Source organism: Rhodopseudomonas sp. (assembly GCF_036404135.1).
GTDB lineage: Bacteria > Pseudomonadota > Alphaproteobacteria > Rhizobiales > Xanthobacteraceae > Rhodopseudomonas_A.
Window position 1 is genome coordinate 24,069 of the sequence record NZ_DASWPE010000070.1, and the last position, 18,481, is coordinate 42,549.

The following is an 18,481-nucleotide window of genomic DNA, read 5'->3' on the forward strand; positions in this document are numbered from 1 at the left end:
TAACCACCGCGGGGATTATGGATTCCGGGCCTGCGCCCCAACAGGGGCGCATCCCGGAATGACAACAGTGATGTTGTGCACGACGCGGTGCTCAGGTTGCCTTCGCCTTCTTCTTCTTGCCGACGAAGGTGGCTTTGAGATTGTCGAACAATTCGACCTTCACGCCGTTGCGCCGCATGATGAAGCCCTGTTGCAGCACCGACAGCAGGTTGTTCCAGGCCCAGTAGATTACTAGACCGGCCGGGAACGAGGCCAGCATGAAGGTGAAGATCACCGGCATCCAGGCGAAGATCATCTGCTGGGTCGGATCCGGCGGGGTCGGATTGAGCTTCATCTGCACCCACATCGTGAAGCCCATCACCAGCGGCCAAGCGCCGAGCACCAGGTAATGGCCGATCACCGGCACGTGGGTCGGATCGAACGCCAACAGACCGAACAGGTTGAACAGGTTGGTCGGATCCGGCGCCGAAAGGTCGTGGATCCAGCCGTAGAACGGGGTGTGGCGCATTTCGATGGTGACGAACAGCACCTTGTACAGCGAGAAGAACACCGGGATCTGCAGCATCACCGGAAGGCAACCGGCGACCGGATTGATCTTCTCCTTGCGGTAGATCTCCATCATCTCCTGCTGCTGCTTGGCCTTGTCGTCCGGGTGACGTTCCTTCAAGGCGGCGAGCTGCGGCTGGATCGCCTTCATCTTGGCCATCGAGGCGTAGGATTTGTTGGCGAGCGGCAGGAACAACAGCTTGATGATCACCGTCACCAGCAGGATGGAGATGCCGAAATTGCCGACCAAGTGGAAGAAGAAGTCGAGCGCCACGAACATCGGCTTGGTGATGAAGTAGAACCAGCCCCAATCGATCAACAGGTCGAAATGGTTGAGCTCGAGCGCCTTGTTGTAGCCGCCGAGCCCCAGCGCCGGGAAGTTGATGCCGACCACGCCGGCTTCCTTGGCGCCGGCGAACAGCCGGGCATTAGCCGTGCCGGTGCCGCCGATCGCGATGGTCTGGGCGTCCTGCAGGTAATCGGTCTGATAGGTCCGCACATTGTTGGCGAGGTTGGAGGAGAACCGCGCCTGCAATTGCGCATTGGTGTCCGGCAATAGCGCCGAAGCCCAATATTTGTCGGTGATGCCGAGCCAGCCGTTGGTGACCTTGAAGTTGACCGCCTTGGCTTCGTCGATCTTGCTGTAGCCGTATTCCTGCAGGCCCTGGTCGCCGAGATAGCCGACCAGACCTTCGTGCAGGATGTAATAGCCGGAGACGTGCGGGGCGCCGTGGCGCGAGATCAGCGCGAACGGATACAGCGTGACTGGGGCGTTGCCGACATTGGTCACCTCGTCCTTCATGGTGAACAGATAGCGTTCGTCGATCGAGATGGTGCGGCGGAAGGTCAGGCCCTCGCCATTGTCGTATTTCAGCGTCACCGGCTGGCTCGGCGACAGGCTGCCGGTGCCTTCCTGTTCCCACAGCGTGTTCTGGTCCGGGATCTTGACCGAGGAGCCGGCGGCGGCGACCCAGCCGAATTCCGCATAATAGGGGTTGGCCGAGCCCGACGGCGAGTACAGCTCGATCGCCGGCGAGGTCGGGTCGACCGTTTCGCGGTACTGCACCAGCGCGATGTCGTCGATCCGCGCGCCCTTCAGCGCGATGCTGCCGCTGATCCGCGGGGTATCGATCTTGACCCGCGGCGAGGCGGCGAGCGCGGCTTCGCGGCTGACCACCGGGGTGATGGGAGCGGGCTGGATCGCGTTGGGCGCAGAGCCGGCCGGCGCGGCGGCGGCGTTGGGCTGCGGGATCGCCGCGCCTGGGGTGGCCGGGGTCGCAGGCGTGGCGGGCTGGGCGCCGGATTGCGGCGCCGGGGCCACGGTCTGGCTCTTGCTGGCGAGCTCGGCGGCGCGCTGCTTTTCCATCTGCGGGATGTTGAAGAAATATTGCCAGCCGAGCAGCACGAGGCCCGACAGAATCACGGCAAGAATGGTGTTGCGGTTGTCGGTCATCGGTCAGGTCTCATCATTCAGTTCGGGAGTGGCGACCCCGCCCGATTCGCTCGAGCGCGATGTGGAGATCATCGATCATGACGGAAAAGCCGCGATCGAGCGCGGCGCGGCGGCCGATTAGCACATAGTCGCTGTGCGGTCGCATAGCTCCGCCGTCCACGCGTTTGACAACTTCGCGGAGCCGGCGGCGGATTCGGTTGCGCTCGGTGGCGGTGCCGATCTTCTTGGTCACGGTAAAGCCGACCCGGATCGGGCCGTCATCGTCGCGATCTCGGCCCTGCAGCACGAAGGCAGGTCTGCTCATCCGTGCCGCATTGGCAACGGCGATGAAGTCCGCCCGCTGCCTTAACCGATCCATGATGAGATCTCGATGACGCCCGTCAGGCGCTCAGACGCTTGCGACCGCGGGCGCGGCGCGCTGCGAGGACCTTGCGACCACCGACGGTTGCCAGGCGGGCGCGAAAGCCGTGACGGCGCTTGCGCACCAATTTGCTGGGTTGATAAGTCCGCTTCACGGGTCGTTCTCCGCTGACCGGGCAATTAGCCGAGGAATGTGATGAAGTCCAAAGATGCTGGCCCAAACATGGCCCGTTTCCGGCCCAAAATTGAACCGCCCCGGTCAAGCCGGGCCATCGCGGACAGTTGGCGCGGCTTATACGGGAGCGTCCTGTTTTCGTCAATCACGCCGTCTCTCAAGGCGGCATTCACCTGACGCGGGTCTGTTTTCGCATGCCGCGCGCAACATATAGAGTGCCGGCGGCGTGATCGCCGCGCTGCGGCCTTGCAGGCCGCGCGGCCTCAAGGCGCCGTTAAGCCGCGCGCCACATGATCGAACGGTAATTTGACCGGCGGTGATGCCGGGCGCATCTTGTTGCGAATAAAAGTTTCAGGAAGGCAGCCAACTGGAACCGGCGACGGAGCAGGACGAGGTCCGAGTATGGCGGCGCCGGCGATGGCTGGGGCTGTCCGGCAAGCTGTTGCTGCTGACCATCCCGCTGGTGCTGATCGCCGAGGTGCTGATCTACGTGCCGGCGATCGCCAATTTCCGGCTGAACCGGCTCAACGACCGGCTGGCGGCGGCCAATACCGCGGCGCTGGTGCTCGATGCCTCGCCCTCCGGCATGGTGCCGGAGAGCCTGGCGCGGGATATTCTCGACAGCATCGGCGCGCGCGCGGTGGCGATCAAGATGGGGCAGCAGCGCCGGCTGCTGGCCAGCGGCGAATTGCCGCCGCAGATCGACCACGACGTCGACATGCGCAGCGTCACGCCCTGGGAGGCGATCGTCGATTCCTTCGAGGTGATGTTCGAAAGCGGCAATCAGGCGATCCGGGTGATCGGCCCGGCGCCCGGCGGCGGCCAGTTTCTCGAAGTGGTGGTCGACGAACTGCCGCTGCGCCAGGCGATGTATCGGTTCTCCAGCAATCTGTTGCTGGTGTCGCTGACCATCGCCATCCTGACCGCGGCGCTGGTCTATCTGGCGCTACATTTCCTGTTCGTACAGCCGATGCGCCGGCTCACCGCCAATCTGGTCGGCTTCCACCAGAATCCGGAGAGTGCGGCCAACATCATCGTGCCGAGCCAGCGCACCGACGAGATCGGCGTCGCCGAACGCGAACTCTCCGACATGCAGCGCGACCTGGTGTCGATGCTGCATCAGAAGAGCCGGCTCGCCGCGCTGGGGCTCGCGGTGTCGAAGATCAACCACGATCTGCGCAATCTTTTGGCGTCGTCGCAATTGCTGTCGGACCAGCTCGCCAGCGTGCCGGACCCGCGGGTGCAGCGTTTCGCGCCGAAGCTGATGCGCTCGCTGGAGCGCGCCATCGCGTTCTGCCAGTCGACCTTGTCCTACGGCCGCGCCCAGGAGGCCGCGCCGGATCGCCGCATGCTGCTGATCGAGCCGGTGGTCAACGAGGTGCGCGAAACCGCGGGACTGGCCTCCGACGCCTCGATCACCTGGGTCAGCTCGATCGAGCGCGGCCTCAGCATAGATGCCGATCCCGACCAGCTATTCCGGGTGCTGCTCAACCTGGTGCGCAACGCCGCGCAGGCGCTGGAGGGGCATCCGCCGAGCGACGCCGGCATCCAGCAGATCCGCATCACCGGCCGCCGCGAGGGCGCGGTGGCGATCGTCGAAGTCTCCGACACCGGCCCCGGCGTGCCGCAAAAGGCCCGCGCGCATCTGTTCGAGGCGTTTCAGGGCTCGGTGCGGGCCGGCGGCACCGGGCTGGGGCTTGCCATTGCCGCCGAACTGGTCCGCGCCCATGGCGGCGACATTCATCTGGTCGAGGGCACCATCGGCGCCACGTTCCGAATCACCATTCCCGACCGCCCGGTAGAATTGCTGACCATCCGCGGCGAACGCGCCAGGGCGTAACGCGCGATCCCGCTGCATGATCCGAAAAGTGGATACCGGGTTTTCGGACCGGATCACGCTCGATCAAGACTCGGGAGCATAGGAGGATTCGGGGAACGTCGTCCTGCGCCGCGGCAATGCGGGCGCCGGATCACGCTCGATCAAGACTCGGGAGCATAGGAGGATTCGGGGAACGTCGTCCTGCGCCGCGGCAATGCGGGCGGTCGAGGCCACGACATCCGAAAATTCTCGTCATAATTCTTTTCAAACGGGTCGGCTCTGCCGCCCTCGGGCGGCGCGTTGTCGCCGGATCGACCGCGAAAATTGCCGTGAAACCCCGGCTTTTCTGGCCGAATCGGACGATTTTCGGGGGCGAACGGCCCGTCATGGGCCGCCGCGCGTCGAACCGCCCGATCTGGCGGTCAGAGCTTGCCAAGCCGATCCGGAGCCGGTAGCTATGGCGCGCTTTCGCAACGCCAGACGCTGCGGAGGCCAAGCGGTCTGCGGCGCCACGCCGCACGATCCGCGACAGGGCGCCCGTAGCTCAGCTGGATAGAGCACTAGACTACGAATCTAGGGGTCAGGAGTTCGAATCTCTTCGGGCGCGCCATTTGCATTTTGCCGCCGACGCCAACGCCAACACCGCGGATCACCCGATGCGCGCCGACCCGCAACGCGGCGGATTTTACTGACGCTGGCCGCGGGTTATTGCGTCGCGGCTGATGCGGCCCGCGGCGAGCCTGTGACCGAGAGCTGTTCCGGTTCTGATCGAACCAGAACCGAAGCTCTAGATTCTTGTCTTGATGCGTATTCTTCACGCGAGCCGGGATCCACTTCGCTCGAAAACGCTATAACTCGCTCGAAGACGCTATAACGCAACGTCACTGCGGCGCGGCCGTCGCGGCAGTTCCGGATTTGTTGATGCGATACAGCAGCGCCGAGCCGCGACCGGCGACGACCTCCAGGTCGCGCACCATGGGGCGTCCCGGCAACGGATCGATCAGCAGGACATAGTCGTAGTTGAGGCGCCAGTCGCGCAGATAGCTGGCATAGGCCAATGTCAGCCGTGAAAACGTCTCCTGGCCAAGCACCGACCATTCCACCGGCTCGGCCAGCGGCTGCGCGATCTGCAGATAGGGCGGCTTGACCGCCAGCGGCTGCTGGCTCGGCGAAGCAAACAGCAACGGCAGGAACGCGCCGCGCTCGATGGTCAGCAGCGAGCCGAGGTGGCCGTCGAGCCGGTAGATGCCGGGCAGCGCCTGGCCGGGGCGCGCGGCGTTCGCGGTCATGTATTGCGCGTGGCCGCGCACCACCAGCACGCGGGCGCCGGGTTCGACCGCGGCGATTGCCGTTCGCAGATCGGCAATGTCGATGCGGTGCGCGATCCATGCCGCGCCGACGGAACCGCTGCGCAGCATGATCAGCGCGCCGAGGATCGCGCCGGCTAGCAAGGCGCAGCGCGGCTGAAGCTGCGGCAGCACCGCGGCGAACGCCAGCAGTCCGATCATCAGCGCGATACGGACGTCGAGGAACGAGCCGCCCTTGATCTCGGCCGGCTGCAGCACGAACACCAGCGCCAGCACCACGAAGGCCAGCCGGGCTGCCGGCGCCACGCTGATGTTGCGGCGGTTCAGCACCACGAAGCAATACACCACGACGCCGGTCAGCAGGGTCAGGTTCTTGCTGTAGGTCATGAACGGCGTCAGCGAGGCCCAGAGCTTGGGCATGCCCTGCCAAGTGCCGATGTAAGCCGGCCCGTCGGCGAGCGGCGAGGCGAGATAGAGCGCCGCCGCCGGGCTCAGCGCCACGCCGAGCAGCAGTGCCGAGCGCAGCAGGTCGGCCCAGCGCGGTCGTCCCGCCTCCCACAGCCGGGCGGCTTCGTTGGAGCCGATCAGCAACGCAAACAGCATGACGCCGAACAGATGGCAGAAGAAGGTCACGCTGACCGACGCAGCACCGAGCACGGCGTTCAGCAGCCAGCCGCCGCGCCGTCGCAGCGCGATCCAGCCGGCGGCACCAGCCAGCGCCAGCCCGAGCGACAGCAGGAAATTCATGAAGCCGAGGAAGAACACGCCATTATAGGCGATCAGCCCGGAGGCCAACGACCACAGGGTGAAGCGGCCGAACACCACCCGGCTGTAGATGATGGCGCCGATCACCGGCGCGTACAGGCTGAGCGCCAAGCATAGCCGGCCGCCGACATGCACCGGCAGCAGTTTCAACAGGCCGACGCCGATGACGTCCATGCCGAGGTTGGGCAGGATCTCCCAACGCGGTTCGAACATCCGCGACAGCGTGGCGTCGTCGGGATGCGCCAGGATGAAATAGCGGGCCAGATGGTTCGGGTAGTCGAGCACTGGCGGAACGTCGACCAGAAAGAACGGCACCGCCAACGCGATCGCCAGCGCCACCGCGGCGCCGATCCAGATCCGTCCAGCGTAGCACCTTAATAACGCGTCGAGAGAGCGGCTGGACGGCGAATTGGGCTGCACCACAAATGAGAGCCGTGATGCCGCCGCCTGATCGCTCATCGATCCCCACCTCGATTGCCGACGCCATCGCGCGTCCGGCGCGACAAGCCTCCGGCGCGCCCTAGCTATTGGCAGGAGAGTGTAAAGATCGACTAAACCGCAGGTTGGAATTCCGCCAGCTTGGCTAAGGCCGCGGCGGCGTGCCCGGCGGCAGGCTGCGGCCGCGGCTCACGCGCGCAGCTTAGAGCGGCGCGATAGCCGGCGCGTCCCAGCGCGGCTGCCCGGCATGCGACGCGCGCATCGCCAGCCGGTTGATATCGGGCGCCCTGAAGCCGTCGGGGCGAAGCCGCTCCGCCGGGTCGGTGACCAGGACCCAGCCATTGTCCTCGATCTGCATCACCGCCTCGACATCGTCGCCCCAGCCGCAAAGCACCAATTCCAGCTTGGAGAAGCCGCCGCAGTCGGCCGCGAAGGCCTCGGCGATAGCTTCCACCGCGCCGCTGACCTGCGCCGCGTCGCGCCCCAGCACGTCGCGCACCACCACGGTGATCGCGCCGCGCGCGCCGTCGATGCCCTTCATGATGACGTGCGGCTCCGGCGCCTGCTGGCGGGCGAAGCGGCGGGCACTGAGCAGATGGCTGGTCGGCAGCTGGTCGAGGTCGCGCGCCGGGTTGTGCCGGTCGATCGCGATGGTGGCGCCGTCGCGCAGCGCCGGATCGGTTTGACAGTAATCCTCCGGCAGCCAGGCGGTCTCGATCTGGCGCTGCGCGGCGGTCAGGATCCAGGCCTGGTCGAGCAGGAAGTGCTCCGGCAGATCGGGATAGCCAAGGCTGAGGTCGCGCCAGGCCTGCAGCAGCGCGCGCGCCGGCTCGGTCGGCGCAAAGAACATCGCCGCGGGATCGATTTCGCCGCTCCGCCTTCGGTGCACGGCGAAGTCGCAGCCCAGGGATTGCGGCAACACCGGGTGACGGCGGATTTCGGCGGCGGGATCGACCCAGAACACCGGCCGATCGGCCCTCGCCAATTGCCGCAGGATGAAATCGATCTTCTGCGTGCCGCGCGACAACGGCTGGCTCGGCAATCGCTCGACGACGCCGTCGAGGCCGTTGAGATCGATGAAGCTGCGAAATCGCTGCAGTCGTGTCTCGGGGATGCTGCCGGAGCGGTACGAGGACAGAAACAACGTTCCGGTCTTGCTGTACATTCCGGTGCGAACCGACACCGGCTCGACACCACCCCACCACAGATGATGCGGCGCCGCGGCGCCCTCCGCGCCGATCGATCCATGGATCGCGAGTCTGGATTTCAGCGCGTCGAACGCCGGGTGCTCGCCAAACGGCAGGATGACGACAGCCTGCGGATCGAGCGAGCCGACCAGCGTCTGCATCCGCGCCGGGCTCGCGGGATCGAGCACGATCACCGAACTGCCCGGCGGCACCGCGCTGCGGCCGTCCCATAGCACCGCTGCGCTATGCTGCTCGCACAGCTGCGCGACGCGGCGGCGTTGCGCGGCGCCGAGCGCCAGCGACGCGAACCGAGGCGCAATCTTGAACTCGTCGACGACGTTCATTCGGGGACCTATCGGGCTGAACATCACTGATACGGTCGCCGAACCGAATTCAGGCGGACGCAATCCACCGCCGGAACGTTTCCAAATATAACAATTATCGTCCGTGTAGTTCGGATCGTGTCTGTTCATTGCTGAGCCATCGCTCAGCGCAGGGCAGCCGGCGGTTATTCGCGCGTAGCAGCGGTTTCTCGCCGCCATCGCCGCGGGCTCGTGGTCTCAGCAAGCACAAAAAGCGCTAGCATCGCAGGGTGATTCGGAAAATTTTGCCGAGTGAAATGCGGAATGATCACGCTGCGGCGGTGATCGTCCATGCAATGCGGTGGGGGTGTGTGATGTTGCGCAACGGCCGCGCCGACCAGGCTTTATCGGACATTTGCCGGCGCTGGATCGGCGGGTCGCGCGCCGCGACCGGCGGCGTTGCGATGCCGGAATGGGGTCGGAAAATGCCCGCCGCAGGTCGGCAAAATTTGCCGCAAACCAGGCAGTTTTTGCCCGTAAGTCACTGTAAAATAATCGAAAAATCTCCGCCCGGATTTTTCTGGCCGCGCGTTCAACACTTCGAAGCCGCGCGAACCCAGGGTTCGTCGGCGTAGCGGGTCGGGAGATGGTGATGGCGTTCGCGCTCGATGTCTGGGCTCCGGTTGAAGTTGCACCGGCGGTGATTGCGAAGTCGAATTCGGTTTCGTCCGCGCCGACGGCGCCGTGCGATCAGGACGCGCCGCCGCCGCCGTTGGACGAGGACGAACAGCTTCTCAACCGGCTCGCCGAGAACGACGAGGCCGCGTTTCGGCTGTTGGTCGAGCGCCACATCGATCGCGCCTTCGGCATCGCGCTTCGCATCGTCGGCAATCGCGCCGACGCCGAAGACGTGGTGCAGGACACCATGCTCAAGGTGTGGACGCATCGCGGCCAGTGGCAGCACGGCCGCGCCAAGTTTTCGACCTGGCTGTATCGCGTGGTCACCAACCGTTGCATCGACCTGCACCGCCAGCCGCGCACCGACAATGTCGACGCGGTGCCGGAGCCGGTCGACGCCCGGCCCGACGTCGTCAGCACCATGCAGCGTGACGAGGTTACGCATTTGCTGGAGGACGCGATGCGGCGGCTGCCGGAGCAGCAGCGCATCGCGGTGATCTTTTCGTACCACGAGAACATGAGCAACGGCGAGATCGCCGAGGTGATGGAAACCACGGTGGCGGCGGTGGAGTCGCTATTGAAGCGCGGCCGCCAGCAACTGCGCGACCTGCTGCGTCGCCACGAACGGGACATCCGCCACGTGTTTACCGATTGATAACCACGTCGCCGCGCCGCTTGTAATAGCCCGCCTGATTTCTACCGGCCGATCCGTTCTACGCAGCGGACGGGGGCTGGCCTGCGTCCGGGATTCACGCCCCCAGCGGCCGACGTCGCCGCATCATCCGAAGGAGCAAGCATATGCCCGTCATTTCCACCAACACCGCTGCGAACACCGCGGTCCGCTATCTGAATGTCAACTCGGCGCAGGAATCGAGTTCGTTGGCGAAGTTGTCCAGCGGATCGAAGATCAACAAGGCTTCCGATGACGCCGCCGGGCTCGCGATCTCGACGCGCATTTCCTCCGACATCACTACCTTGCAGCAAGCCGCGACCAACGCCTCGCAGGCGAGCTCGATCCTGCAGACTGCCGACGGCGGCGCCTCCAACATCAGCGACATCCTGGCGCGCATGAAATCGCTGGCGACGCAGTCGTCGTCCGGCACCGTGACCGACGACAGCCGCACCTATATCAACTCGGAATTCACCCAGTTGGTGTCGGAAATCGACAGCATCTCCAGCGGTACCCGCTACAGCAGCACCAGCCTGTTGAACGGCGACTTCACCAGCACGGCGATCATGGTCGGGACCGATAAGACCGACACCATCACCATGTCGCTGGCCAATCTGACCTCGAGCACCCTCGGCTTCTCGGCGTCGTCGACGATCGGCAGTCAGACTGCCGCAACGGCGATGCTGACCACCATCGACTCCGCGATCGACACCGTCTCCGGCGCTCGCGCCGATATCGGCGCGCTGGAATCGCGGTTCAACTTCAGCGCCGACTCGATCTCGACTCAGACGGAAAACCTGCAAGCCGCCAACTCGGCGATCACCGACGTCGACATCGCCTCCGAGCAGGCGAAACTGTCGGCCTCCGAGGTCAAGGTGCAGGCGGCAGTGTCCGCGGAATCCGCGGCCAACCAGATGCCGCAATATCTGCTGAAGCTGCTCGGCTAGAGCGCGGCGCCTAGATCAGCGGTGGGCCGGCGTTGGCGCGGGTCCACCGCTCCGTGAACGGAGCATCCCATGACGTCGGTCAGCAGCAGCACCAGCAGCACGGCAACAACCAGCGGTACGGCCAGCAGCAGCTCCTCGGCGAACGTCACCACGACAGGCACCACCAACTCCACCAGCGTCGATTGGGATGCGTTGATCGAGGCGCAGGTTGCCGCCAAGACCGCGCAAGCCACCAATATCACCACCAAGATCACCGCCAACAAGGCCAAGATCGCGGCCTACCAGAATCTTCAGTCGCTGCTGAGCACGCTGGCAACCAGTACAAAATCGCTCAGCAACTCGGTGATCAACTCGCTGTCCGGCAGTGCCTTCGCCACCCGGTCGGCCACCATCACCGCGACCGGCGATCTCAGCGCCAGCTCGGCGCTGTCGATGTCGATCAGCGACGGCGCCGCAACAGGCGACCACACCCTGACCATCAGCCAGCTCGCCACCGCGCAGAGCGTGGTCGGCACGGCGGTGGCCGACCGGACCTCCGAACTCGGTTACGACGGCACATTTTCCATCGGCGTGGCGGGCGGCACCAGCGCCGACATCGCGGTGACCAGCGACATGTCGATGGACGACATCGTCTCTGCGATCAATGCACAAACCTCGACCACCGACGTCCAGGCCTCGATCATTCAGGTCTCCAGCTCCAAATACGAGATGGTGTTGACTGCCACCGTCGATAACGCAGAGATCAAGACCAGCAGCGTCAGCGGCACCGACGTCATGAACAAGCTTGGCGTCACCGACAGCGATGGCGGCTTCGCCGACGTCCTGCAGACCGCGCAGGCTGCAGTCTTCACCTTGGACCATGTCGAACTCACTCGCGACAGCAACGACATCACCGACGTACTGACAGGTGTGACGTTCAACCTGCTGCAGACCACTCCCACCGGAACCGCGATCAATGTCAGCATCGGCACCGATACCGACACGATCGCAACCGACGTGCAGAGTCTGGTCACCGCCTACAACGCGTTCCGCGACTACGTCTACAGCCAGCAAAGCGTCGGATCTGACGGCACCGCGGATTCCAGCGAAGTGCTGTTCGGCGATTCGACGATGCGCGATGTCATGTCGCAGGTGATGGCCGCGTTGAACACCTCGATCGGCGGGCTGTCGCTCGCCGATCTTGGCCTGTCGTTCGACGAGACCAACGATCTGGAGTTCGATTCCAGTACGCTGGCCGACACCCTGACCACCAATCTCGACGGCGCGGTCGCGCTGATGGCGACCAGTGTGACGACCTCGTCGAGCAACCTTTCGGTGATCAACACCGGCAGTTCGCCGCCGGCGTCGTTCACGCTCGATCTGACGGTCGATGCCAGCGGCGCGCTGACCTCGGCGTCGGTCGGCGGCGACAGCTCGCTGTTCACGGTCAGCGGCGATACGATCATCGGCGCGGCCGGATCGATCTATGCCGGCCTGGCCTTCAATTATCGCGGCTCGACGTCGCAATCGATCAGCGTGACCTCGACCTCTGGAATCGCGGCGCAGATCTATTCGCTCGCCAAGACGATCTCCAACACCAGCACCGGCTCGCTGCAGGTTCTGATTACCAATCTGCAGACCCAGGACGACACCATGCAGCAGCGCGCCGACACCATTACGTCGGCGGCGGCAACCTACGAAGCCAATCTGAAAGTGGAATACGCCAACTATCAGTCAGCAATCGAATCGGCGAATTCGATGCTGGACTACCTGACCGCCCTCTTGAAATCCAGCAGTGATTCCTGATGTATCATTCGAGTAACCAGCACGCGGCGCAAGCCTACCGCAGCGCCGCCATCGCGGTGCCGCCGTTGCAGGCAGTGGTGATGCTGTACGATGGCGCGATCATGTTGTTGCGCAGGTCGCTGCATGCCGCCGAGGAGCGCCGCTTCGAGGACAGCCACGCCGCGATGATCCGGGCGACCGCAATTCTGCGCGGGCTCAGCCATCATCTCGACTACGACCGCGGCGGCGCGGTCGCGGAACGGCTGCACCGCACCTACAATGCGCTGATCATGGCCTGCCTGCGCTCCTACGGCCGCCCCGACGCCGCGGCGCGCTTCGCCCGGATCATCGCCAGCCTTACCGAATTGCGCGACGCCTGGAGCTTCGTCGCCGCGACCGCGGTCCGGCCAGCGGAGCGGGCGTAACCGGCGCCTCGATCGTCCGCTCTCCGCGCGCCCGGAGCCGTTCGGCCCCGGGCCGGGGCACGTTTCCATTTGTTGCAAAATGTGAAAAGCCGTTTCCGGGCTCGCCACGGCGTGCTAGTCTTTCCGAGTCGGTACCTCGTAAATATACGAGTGACTTCAGGACTCTAGCACACTTGGGCCGAGTTTCGCATGATCAATGTGGCGGATTTCCAGGATCTGCTCGACCGGCTCGGGGATGATCTCTCCGGCTGGCCGATGCCGCAGCGACAGACCGCGGAGGCGCTGCTGCGCGACTCCGACGAGGCGAGGGCGATGCTCGAGGAGGCGCGGCTGCTGCGCCGCGCTTTGGCTGCGCCCCCGGTCCGCGCCAGCGCGGCGCTGACCGATCGGATCATGCGGGCGATCCAGCCCGCGCCGGCGGTAGCCGATGCAACGCCCACGCAGCCGGCTGCCGCGCGCGAGCCGCTGCTGAGTTCGCCGGCCTCGCGCCGCTAAAAAGCCGCGCGATGCCGCCGAAGTTCTGCGAACCGCATTTCCTCTTCTTCCGAATCTGATGTGAACTGCGCGCGACGACGTCGCGCGTAGCGGCAGCACGCGTTGCGCAGCATCCAAGCCCCCAAGGCGTATTCGCCGCGCGTCATCATGACAGCCCGGCAAAAAATTCCGCGACCAAATAAGTAGTCCGGTTCCGTCGGTTGCCTTGCCAGCGCGAGGCCGCAAGGCGCGCGGCGGCGCATCGCCGCGCCGAATCTGCGATCGGCGCGCGGCGCAGAAAAACTCTGCCTGAATCCGCGGCGCCGTCCGTTTCAATACAGAACGGCAATCACGTCACTACAGCAAACGGAAAAGGCCTTCCGGCGCTCGCGCGCCCGGACGCGGCTGGAGCCCGCCATGAGCGTAGACGCAACCACCGCAACGACCAACACCACCACGGCGACCACATCGTTGCCGAGCACTACCGCCTCGCTGACATCGGGCGATTTTCTGACGCTGCTGGTCACCGAGTTGCAGAACCAGAATCCACTGGACCCGACCAGCACCACCGACTTCATGACCCAGTTGACGTCGTATGCCAATTTCGATCAGCAGCAGACTCTGAATACTAACCTGACGTCATTGGCGACGTCGTTCAACAGCCTGCTGACTTTGAATTCATCGAATTACATCGGCCACACCGTCACCGCCAAGGCCGACTCAGCGACGCTGGAAAACGGCAACATCAATTTCGGCTATTCGCTCAACTCGGCCGCCTCCAAGGTCACGCTGACCGTCGCCGACTCCTCGGGAAACACGGTGTGGACCGGCAGTGGAACCACCGCGGCAGGCAGCAACAGCTTCGCCTGGGACGGCAAGACCACCGACGGAACGCAGCTCAGCGACGGCGGCAGCTACTCGCTCTCGGTCAACGCCACGGATTCCAGCGGCAACTCGGTCTACGGCTACACCACCGTCACCGGCACGGTCACCGGCGTCGATAGTTCGAGCGGCACCACAATGCTCGATCTCGGCGAAACCGCGGTCGCGACCAGCAGCATCATCCGCGTCACTAATTGAAACAGTACGGAGTCAAGCCATGAGCCTTTCGGGCGCATTATCCTCGGCGATCTCGGCATTGAGCGCACAGAGTCAAGCCATGGCGATGATCTCCGACAACATCGCCAATTCGCAGACCGTGGGCTACAAGACCACGACGGCATCGTTCCAGGACCTGGTGACAGGTTCGACCAGTGCGACGTCGTATTCGTCGGGCGGCGTCACTACGTTGTCGAAGTCTAATATCTCCGACCAGGGTCTGCTCACCACCACGACCAGTTCGACCGATATCGGAATCTCCGGCAACGGGTTCTTCCCGGTGACCACGGCGCTGACAGGTGGACAGACGCTGTACTCCCGGGCCGGCTCGTTCACCAAGGACGACGCCGGCTATCTGGTCTCCAGCGGCGGCGCTTATCTGCTCGGCTGGCGCACCGACGCCGAGGGCAACGTGATCGGAAGCGCCAGCGCCGACAACATGGTGCCGATCGATACCAGCGTGGCGGCGACCAGCGGCAGTGCTTCGACCGAGACCACCTTCGCGCTCAATCTGCCGGCCGACGCCACCTCCACGAACGACGCCACCCCCAACGCTGCCACCGACACATTCACTAGTTCCATGTCGGTTTACGATTCGCAAGGCGCCGCGAACTCGATCCAAGTGACGTGGCAAAAGACCGGCACCAACACCTGGAGTGCCTCCTTTGGTAATCCGACGCTGTCGTCGGATTCGACCAAGACCACCGGCACGACGGCGACGGAATCGGTCGTTCTCACATTCAATACGGACGGCTCGCTGAAATCGACCGACCCCGCGTCGCCATCGATCTCCGTGAATTGGACTAATGGCGCCGGCACCGGCACGAGCACCACCAGCACCATCGCGCTGAATCTCGGCACCGGCACCGATGGCGTTACCCAATATTCCTCCGGCGCGAGCACGCCGGCGATCGATCTGACCAGCATCCAATCCGACGGTCTGCCTTACGGCAAGCTCAGCAGCATCGCGGTCGGCGGCGACGGCAACGTTAACGCCACCTATTCGAACGGCCAGACCATCGCGATCTACAAAATTCCGGTGGCGACCTTCACCGCGCCGGACCAGCTCGAGGCGGAAAGCAACGGGTTGTATTCCGCCACCATGGCGTCGGGCGGCGCGGTGGTGCAGGCCTCCGGTGCCAATGGTGCCGGCACCATCAAGGGCGGCGAGTTGGAAGCCTCGACCACCGATACCAACGAGGAGTTCAGCAACATGATCTCGGCGCAACAGGCCTATTCGGCGGCATCGCAGGTGATCACCGCGGTGAACAAGATGTACGACACGCTGATTTCGGCGATGCGATAGGAGCGGCGATGACCGATCAGACCGGCGACGATCCACTGCTGCAACTGCGCCGCTTGGCGACCACGGTGCGCAACGCCAACCGGCGCGACAGCCGCCGCCGGCTTCTGGCGCTGGAAAGCCAGGTGCGTGCGGTGCGGGGCGAGCTTTCCGCGCGCTGCCGCCGGCTGGTCGAAGACATCAACGCAGCTGGCGCGCACATCAGCGCCATCAATGCCTATGCGCGATGCGCGTCGCTCGGACGCGGATCGGTGCAGGGTCGGGCCAATGGCAAGGTAACGGGGAACTAAGATGCTGGACAGGCCATCACGACAGACGTCGAAAGCCAGCGGCGGAGAACAGATCGAAGAACTGGTTGCGCTGATCGAGGCGCTGATCGAGGTGGTGCGCGAAGAGAACGCCGCACTGGCGATCGGGCTGCCGGCGTCGCAATCGCGCCACACCGAACTCAAGAGCAAGCTGGCCGGGCTGTTCGAGGTCTGGGTGGCGGAGGCGTCGACGCGGCGGATCAGGCTGCACAGCTCCGACAAGGCGCTGCAGGAGCGCTTCATGAACCGGATCGAATGCCTGCGGCTGTCCATGGACGAAAATGTGATCCGGCTGCGTGCCGCGATCGAGGCCAGCCAGCGCCGCATCGACGCGGTGATGGCCGCGATCCGCGAGCAGATTTCCGATGTCTCGCCTTACAGCGCCAACGGCCGCGTCAAGGGACGCGCCGCGTCCTACGGAACCAGTATTCGGATCTAGCGCGGTCGTTCAGACTCGTCGTCCGCGACGAGGTCTGAAAACCACACCGGAGCCACCCCGCGTCCGATCGAATCCGAAGTTCCCGGAAGGACGCGCAGTCGAACGGCGAACTTCGGATTCGGGACATTAGCTGCCCGGCAGTGAGGTCATCGTGTCGCTCGATATTGCCAGGAGCATCGCCGTCAGTAGCCTGATGACGACGCAGGTCCAGATCAGCGTTGCCTCGGCGAATATCGCCAACGCCGACACCGCCGGCTACACCGACAAGACCGCCAATCAGGTCGCGCTGGTCAGCGGTGGCGCGGGAGCTGGCACCACGATTACCGGGATCACCAGCAACGTCGATAAATTGTTGCTAAAATCGTTGATGCAGGCGACTTGGTCGCTCGGCGCCGCCGATACCAATAATAGCTATCTTGACAAGTTGCAGGCGTTGTACGGTTCGACCAGCGACAACGACGGATCGGGGACCTCGCTGGCCAATACCATCGCGGCGCTGGAGACCGCGATTTCCTCGCTGTCGAGCTCCTCGGGTAGTGCCGCGTTGCAGGCCAACGCGGTCAGCGCGCTGGACGATGTGGCGTCGCAATTGCGTGAGACCTCCAGTGGCATCCAGGGCCTGCGCGGCGACGCCGATCAGGACATCGCCTCGTCGGTGAGCGACGTCAACCAACAGCTCAGCAACATCGCCAGCCTGAACTCCCAGATCAAGCAGGCGGCGGCCTCCGGCCAGCCGACCGCGGACCTCGAGGACCAGCGCAACACCGCGCTGCAGGACATCTCGTCGAAGATGAACGTCAGCTATTTCATCTCGTCGAGCGGTGACATGCAGATCTATACCGGTTCCGGGCAGGCGCTGCTTGACAGCACCGTCCACAAGCTCAGCTTCACCGCGGCGTCGAGCGTCACGGCAAGTTCCTCCTATAGCGCCACGCCGCCGAGCGGGCTCAGTGGCATCACCGTGAACGGCGTCGACGTCACTGCGCAGATCAGTTCCGGCGACATCGGCGCTCTGATCAGCCTGCGCGATTCGGTGTTGCCGGCGGCGCAGGATCAACTCGACCAATTGGCCACGCAGCTTGCCAGCAGCCTGAACGCGGTGTCCAACCAAGGTACGGCGTTTCCGCCGCCGTCCAGCCTGACCGGCACCACCGCGGTGACCAGAGATACCCTGCTCGACGCCACCGGCACGGTGCGGATCGCCGAGACGGACCAGACTGGGAAGTTGACGTCGTATGCCGATCTTGATCTGTCCAACTACGCTACGGTCGGGGATCTGATCGATGGCATTAACAACGGCGACAACGGCCTTTCCGGGGTGTCGGCCTCGATCGATGGCAACGGTCACTTGGTGATCTCCAGCACCAGCAGCGGCGATGGCGTCGCGATCAACGAAATGACCAGCTCGGTCGGCAGCAGCGGCGTCGGACTGTCGGATTGGCTGGGCCTCAACGACGTGGTGACGGCAACCGGAGCATCGGATTTTGCGGTCAACAGCAGCCTGTTGTCGAATTCCGGCCTGCTGCCGGTGGCGACGCTGGACTCGTCGGCGTCGCTCACCATCGGCAGCCAGGTGCTCAGTTCCGGCTCGACCACGGTGGTCAACAATTTGTATTCGGCGCTCACCGGGTCGACCAGCTTCAGCGCGGTCGGCGGGCTCGGCTCGACCACCGGATCGTTCGCCGAGTACGCCGCGGCGATCGTCTCCGACGTCGCCTCGAAGGCCTCGGCGGCATCCAACACCTATACCACCAAGCAAACCACGCAGTCGACCTTCGCCAGCGCGCTGTCGTCAGAGTCCGGCGTCAACCTGGATGAGGAGACCGCGAAGATCAGCACGCTGCAGAATCAATATGCCGCGGCGTCGCAGTTGATCCAGGCCATCAACGAGATGTTCGCATCGCTGCTGACGGCGGTGCAGAGCTCGACGTCATAGGAGCGGTTACGATGGCGATGCGCGTTGCTACCTTTTCGATCAGCGACCAGATGATCGCCGCCGCGTTGCGGACGCAGAGCACGATGG

General features: G+C 64.5%; 16 protein-coding genes and 1 tRNA gene. 12 read left to right on the top strand and 5 right to left on the bottom strand.

The genetic code is table 11. The features are described from left to right. Positions 1-91 precede the first annotated feature (91 nt). The 3 genes from yidC to rpmH are packed head-to-tail and all read right to left on the bottom strand — an operon-like array spanning position 92 to position 2,514. Complete coding sequence (yidC, locus tag VGC77_RS07905) at positions 92-1,999, bottom strand: membrane protein insertase YidC (protein WP_331171025.1); 1,908 nt, start codon at positions 1,997-1,999, stop codon at positions 92-94. 13 nt (positions 2,000-2,012) lie between these two features. Next, entirely contained in the window at positions 2,013-2,357 is a 345-nt protein-coding gene (rnpA, locus tag VGC77_RS07910; RefSeq protein WP_331171026.1) for a ribonuclease P protein component, read from the bottom strand. Between the two features lie 22 nt (positions 2,358-2,379). Further along, the gene (gene rpmH, locus VGC77_RS07915) at positions 2,380-2,514 is read right to left on the bottom strand and encodes a 50S ribosomal protein L34 (RefSeq protein WP_011471298.1); all 135 of its coding nucleotides are present in this window, start codon (positions 2,512-2,514) and stop codon (positions 2,380-2,382) included. 387 nt (positions 2,515-2,901) lie between these two features. Here rpmH and VGC77_RS07920 point away from each other — a divergent pair, with 387 nt between their 5' ends. Together VGC77_RS07920 and VGC77_RS07925 are read left to right on the top strand one after the other, a co-directional pair. Beyond that, positions 2,902-4,374 (top strand): HAMP domain-containing sensor histidine kinase, encoded by a 1,473-nt coding sequence (locus tag VGC77_RS07920; protein WP_331171039.1) that lies wholly within the window; start codon positions 2,902-2,904, stop codon positions 4,372-4,374. A gap of 512 nt (positions 4,375-4,886) precedes the next feature. Next, positions 4,887-4,963, top strand: a tRNA-Arg gene (locus VGC77_RS07925). A gap of 271 nt (positions 4,964-5,234) precedes the next feature. Here VGC77_RS07925 and VGC77_RS07930 read toward each other — a convergent pair. Both VGC77_RS07930 and VGC77_RS07935 read right to left on the bottom strand, forming a co-directional pair. Continuing rightward, the gene (locus VGC77_RS07930) at positions 5,235-6,884 is read right to left on the bottom strand and encodes a hypothetical protein (protein ID WP_331171027.1); all 1,650 of its coding nucleotides are present in this window, start codon (positions 6,882-6,884) and stop codon (positions 5,235-5,237) included. Positions 6,885-7,065: 181 nt separating this feature from the next. Continuing rightward, positions 7,066-8,394 (bottom strand): hypothetical protein, encoded by a 1,329-nt coding sequence (locus VGC77_RS07935; RefSeq protein WP_331171028.1) that lies wholly within the window; start codon positions 8,392-8,394, stop codon positions 7,066-7,068. Between the two features lie 610 nt (positions 8,395-9,004). Between VGC77_RS07935 and VGC77_RS07940 the strand changes: the two genes are divergently transcribed. The 10 genes from VGC77_RS07940 to flgK all read left to right on the top strand — a co-directional run bounded on the left by VGC77_RS07940 (position 9,005) and on the right by flgK (position 18,394). Next, positions 9,005-9,685: an RNA polymerase sigma factor gene (locus VGC77_RS07940; RefSeq protein ID WP_331171029.1), complete on the top strand. Its 681-nt coding sequence runs from the start codon at positions 9,005-9,007 to the stop codon at positions 9,683-9,685. Between the two features lie 143 nt (positions 9,686-9,828). After that, positions 9,829-10,647, top strand: a complete 819-nt coding sequence (locus VGC77_RS07945; protein WP_331171030.1) for a flagellin — start codon at positions 9,829-9,831, stop codon at positions 10,645-10,647. Positions 10,648-10,716: 69 nt separating this feature from the next. Beyond that, positions 10,717-12,432, top strand: coding sequence for a flagellar filament capping protein FliD (gene fliD, locus VGC77_RS07950; RefSeq protein ID WP_331171031.1), 1,716 nt, complete (start codon positions 10,717-10,719; stop codon positions 12,430-12,432). Continuing rightward, on the top strand, positions 12,432-12,836 hold the full coding sequence (locus VGC77_RS07955; RefSeq protein WP_331171032.1) for a flagellar export chaperone FliS: 405 nt from the start codon (positions 12,432-12,434) through the stop codon (positions 12,834-12,836). The genes fliD and VGC77_RS07955 overlap by 1 nt, the downstream gene beginning before the upstream one ends. A gap of 189 nt (positions 12,837-13,025) precedes the next feature. Further along, positions 13,026-13,331: a hypothetical protein gene (locus VGC77_RS07960; RefSeq protein ID WP_331171033.1), complete on the top strand. Its 306-nt coding sequence runs from the start codon at positions 13,026-13,028 to the stop codon at positions 13,329-13,331. Positions 13,332-13,727: 396 nt separating this feature from the next. Then, positions 13,728-14,390 carry a flagellar hook assembly protein FlgD gene (locus tag VGC77_RS07965; RefSeq protein ID WP_331171034.1) on the top strand — a complete coding sequence of 221 codons (663 nt, stop codon included), beginning with the start codon at positions 13,728-13,730 and terminating at the stop codon, positions 14,388-14,390. Positions 14,391-14,409: 19 nt separating this feature from the next. Next, a complete protein-coding gene (flgE, locus tag VGC77_RS07970; protein ID WP_331171035.1) occupies positions 14,410-15,714 on the top strand; it encodes a flagellar hook protein FlgE in 1,305 nt (434 codons plus the stop codon). A gap of 8 nt (positions 15,715-15,722) precedes the next feature. Then, complete coding sequence (locus VGC77_RS07975; protein WP_331171036.1) at positions 15,723-16,001, top strand: hypothetical protein; 279 nt, start codon at positions 15,723-15,725, stop codon at positions 15,999-16,001. A 1-nt stretch (position 16,002) separates the two neighbouring features. Then, positions 16,003-16,458, top strand: coding sequence for a flagellar protein FlgN (locus VGC77_RS07980; protein ID WP_331171037.1), 456 nt, complete (start codon positions 16,003-16,005; stop codon positions 16,456-16,458). 151 nt (positions 16,459-16,609) lie between these two features. Further along, positions 16,610-18,394, top strand: coding sequence for a flagellar hook-associated protein FlgK (flgK, locus tag VGC77_RS07985; RefSeq protein WP_331171038.1), 1,785 nt, complete (start codon positions 16,610-16,612; stop codon positions 18,392-18,394). Positions 18,395-18,481: the final 87 nt, after the last annotated feature.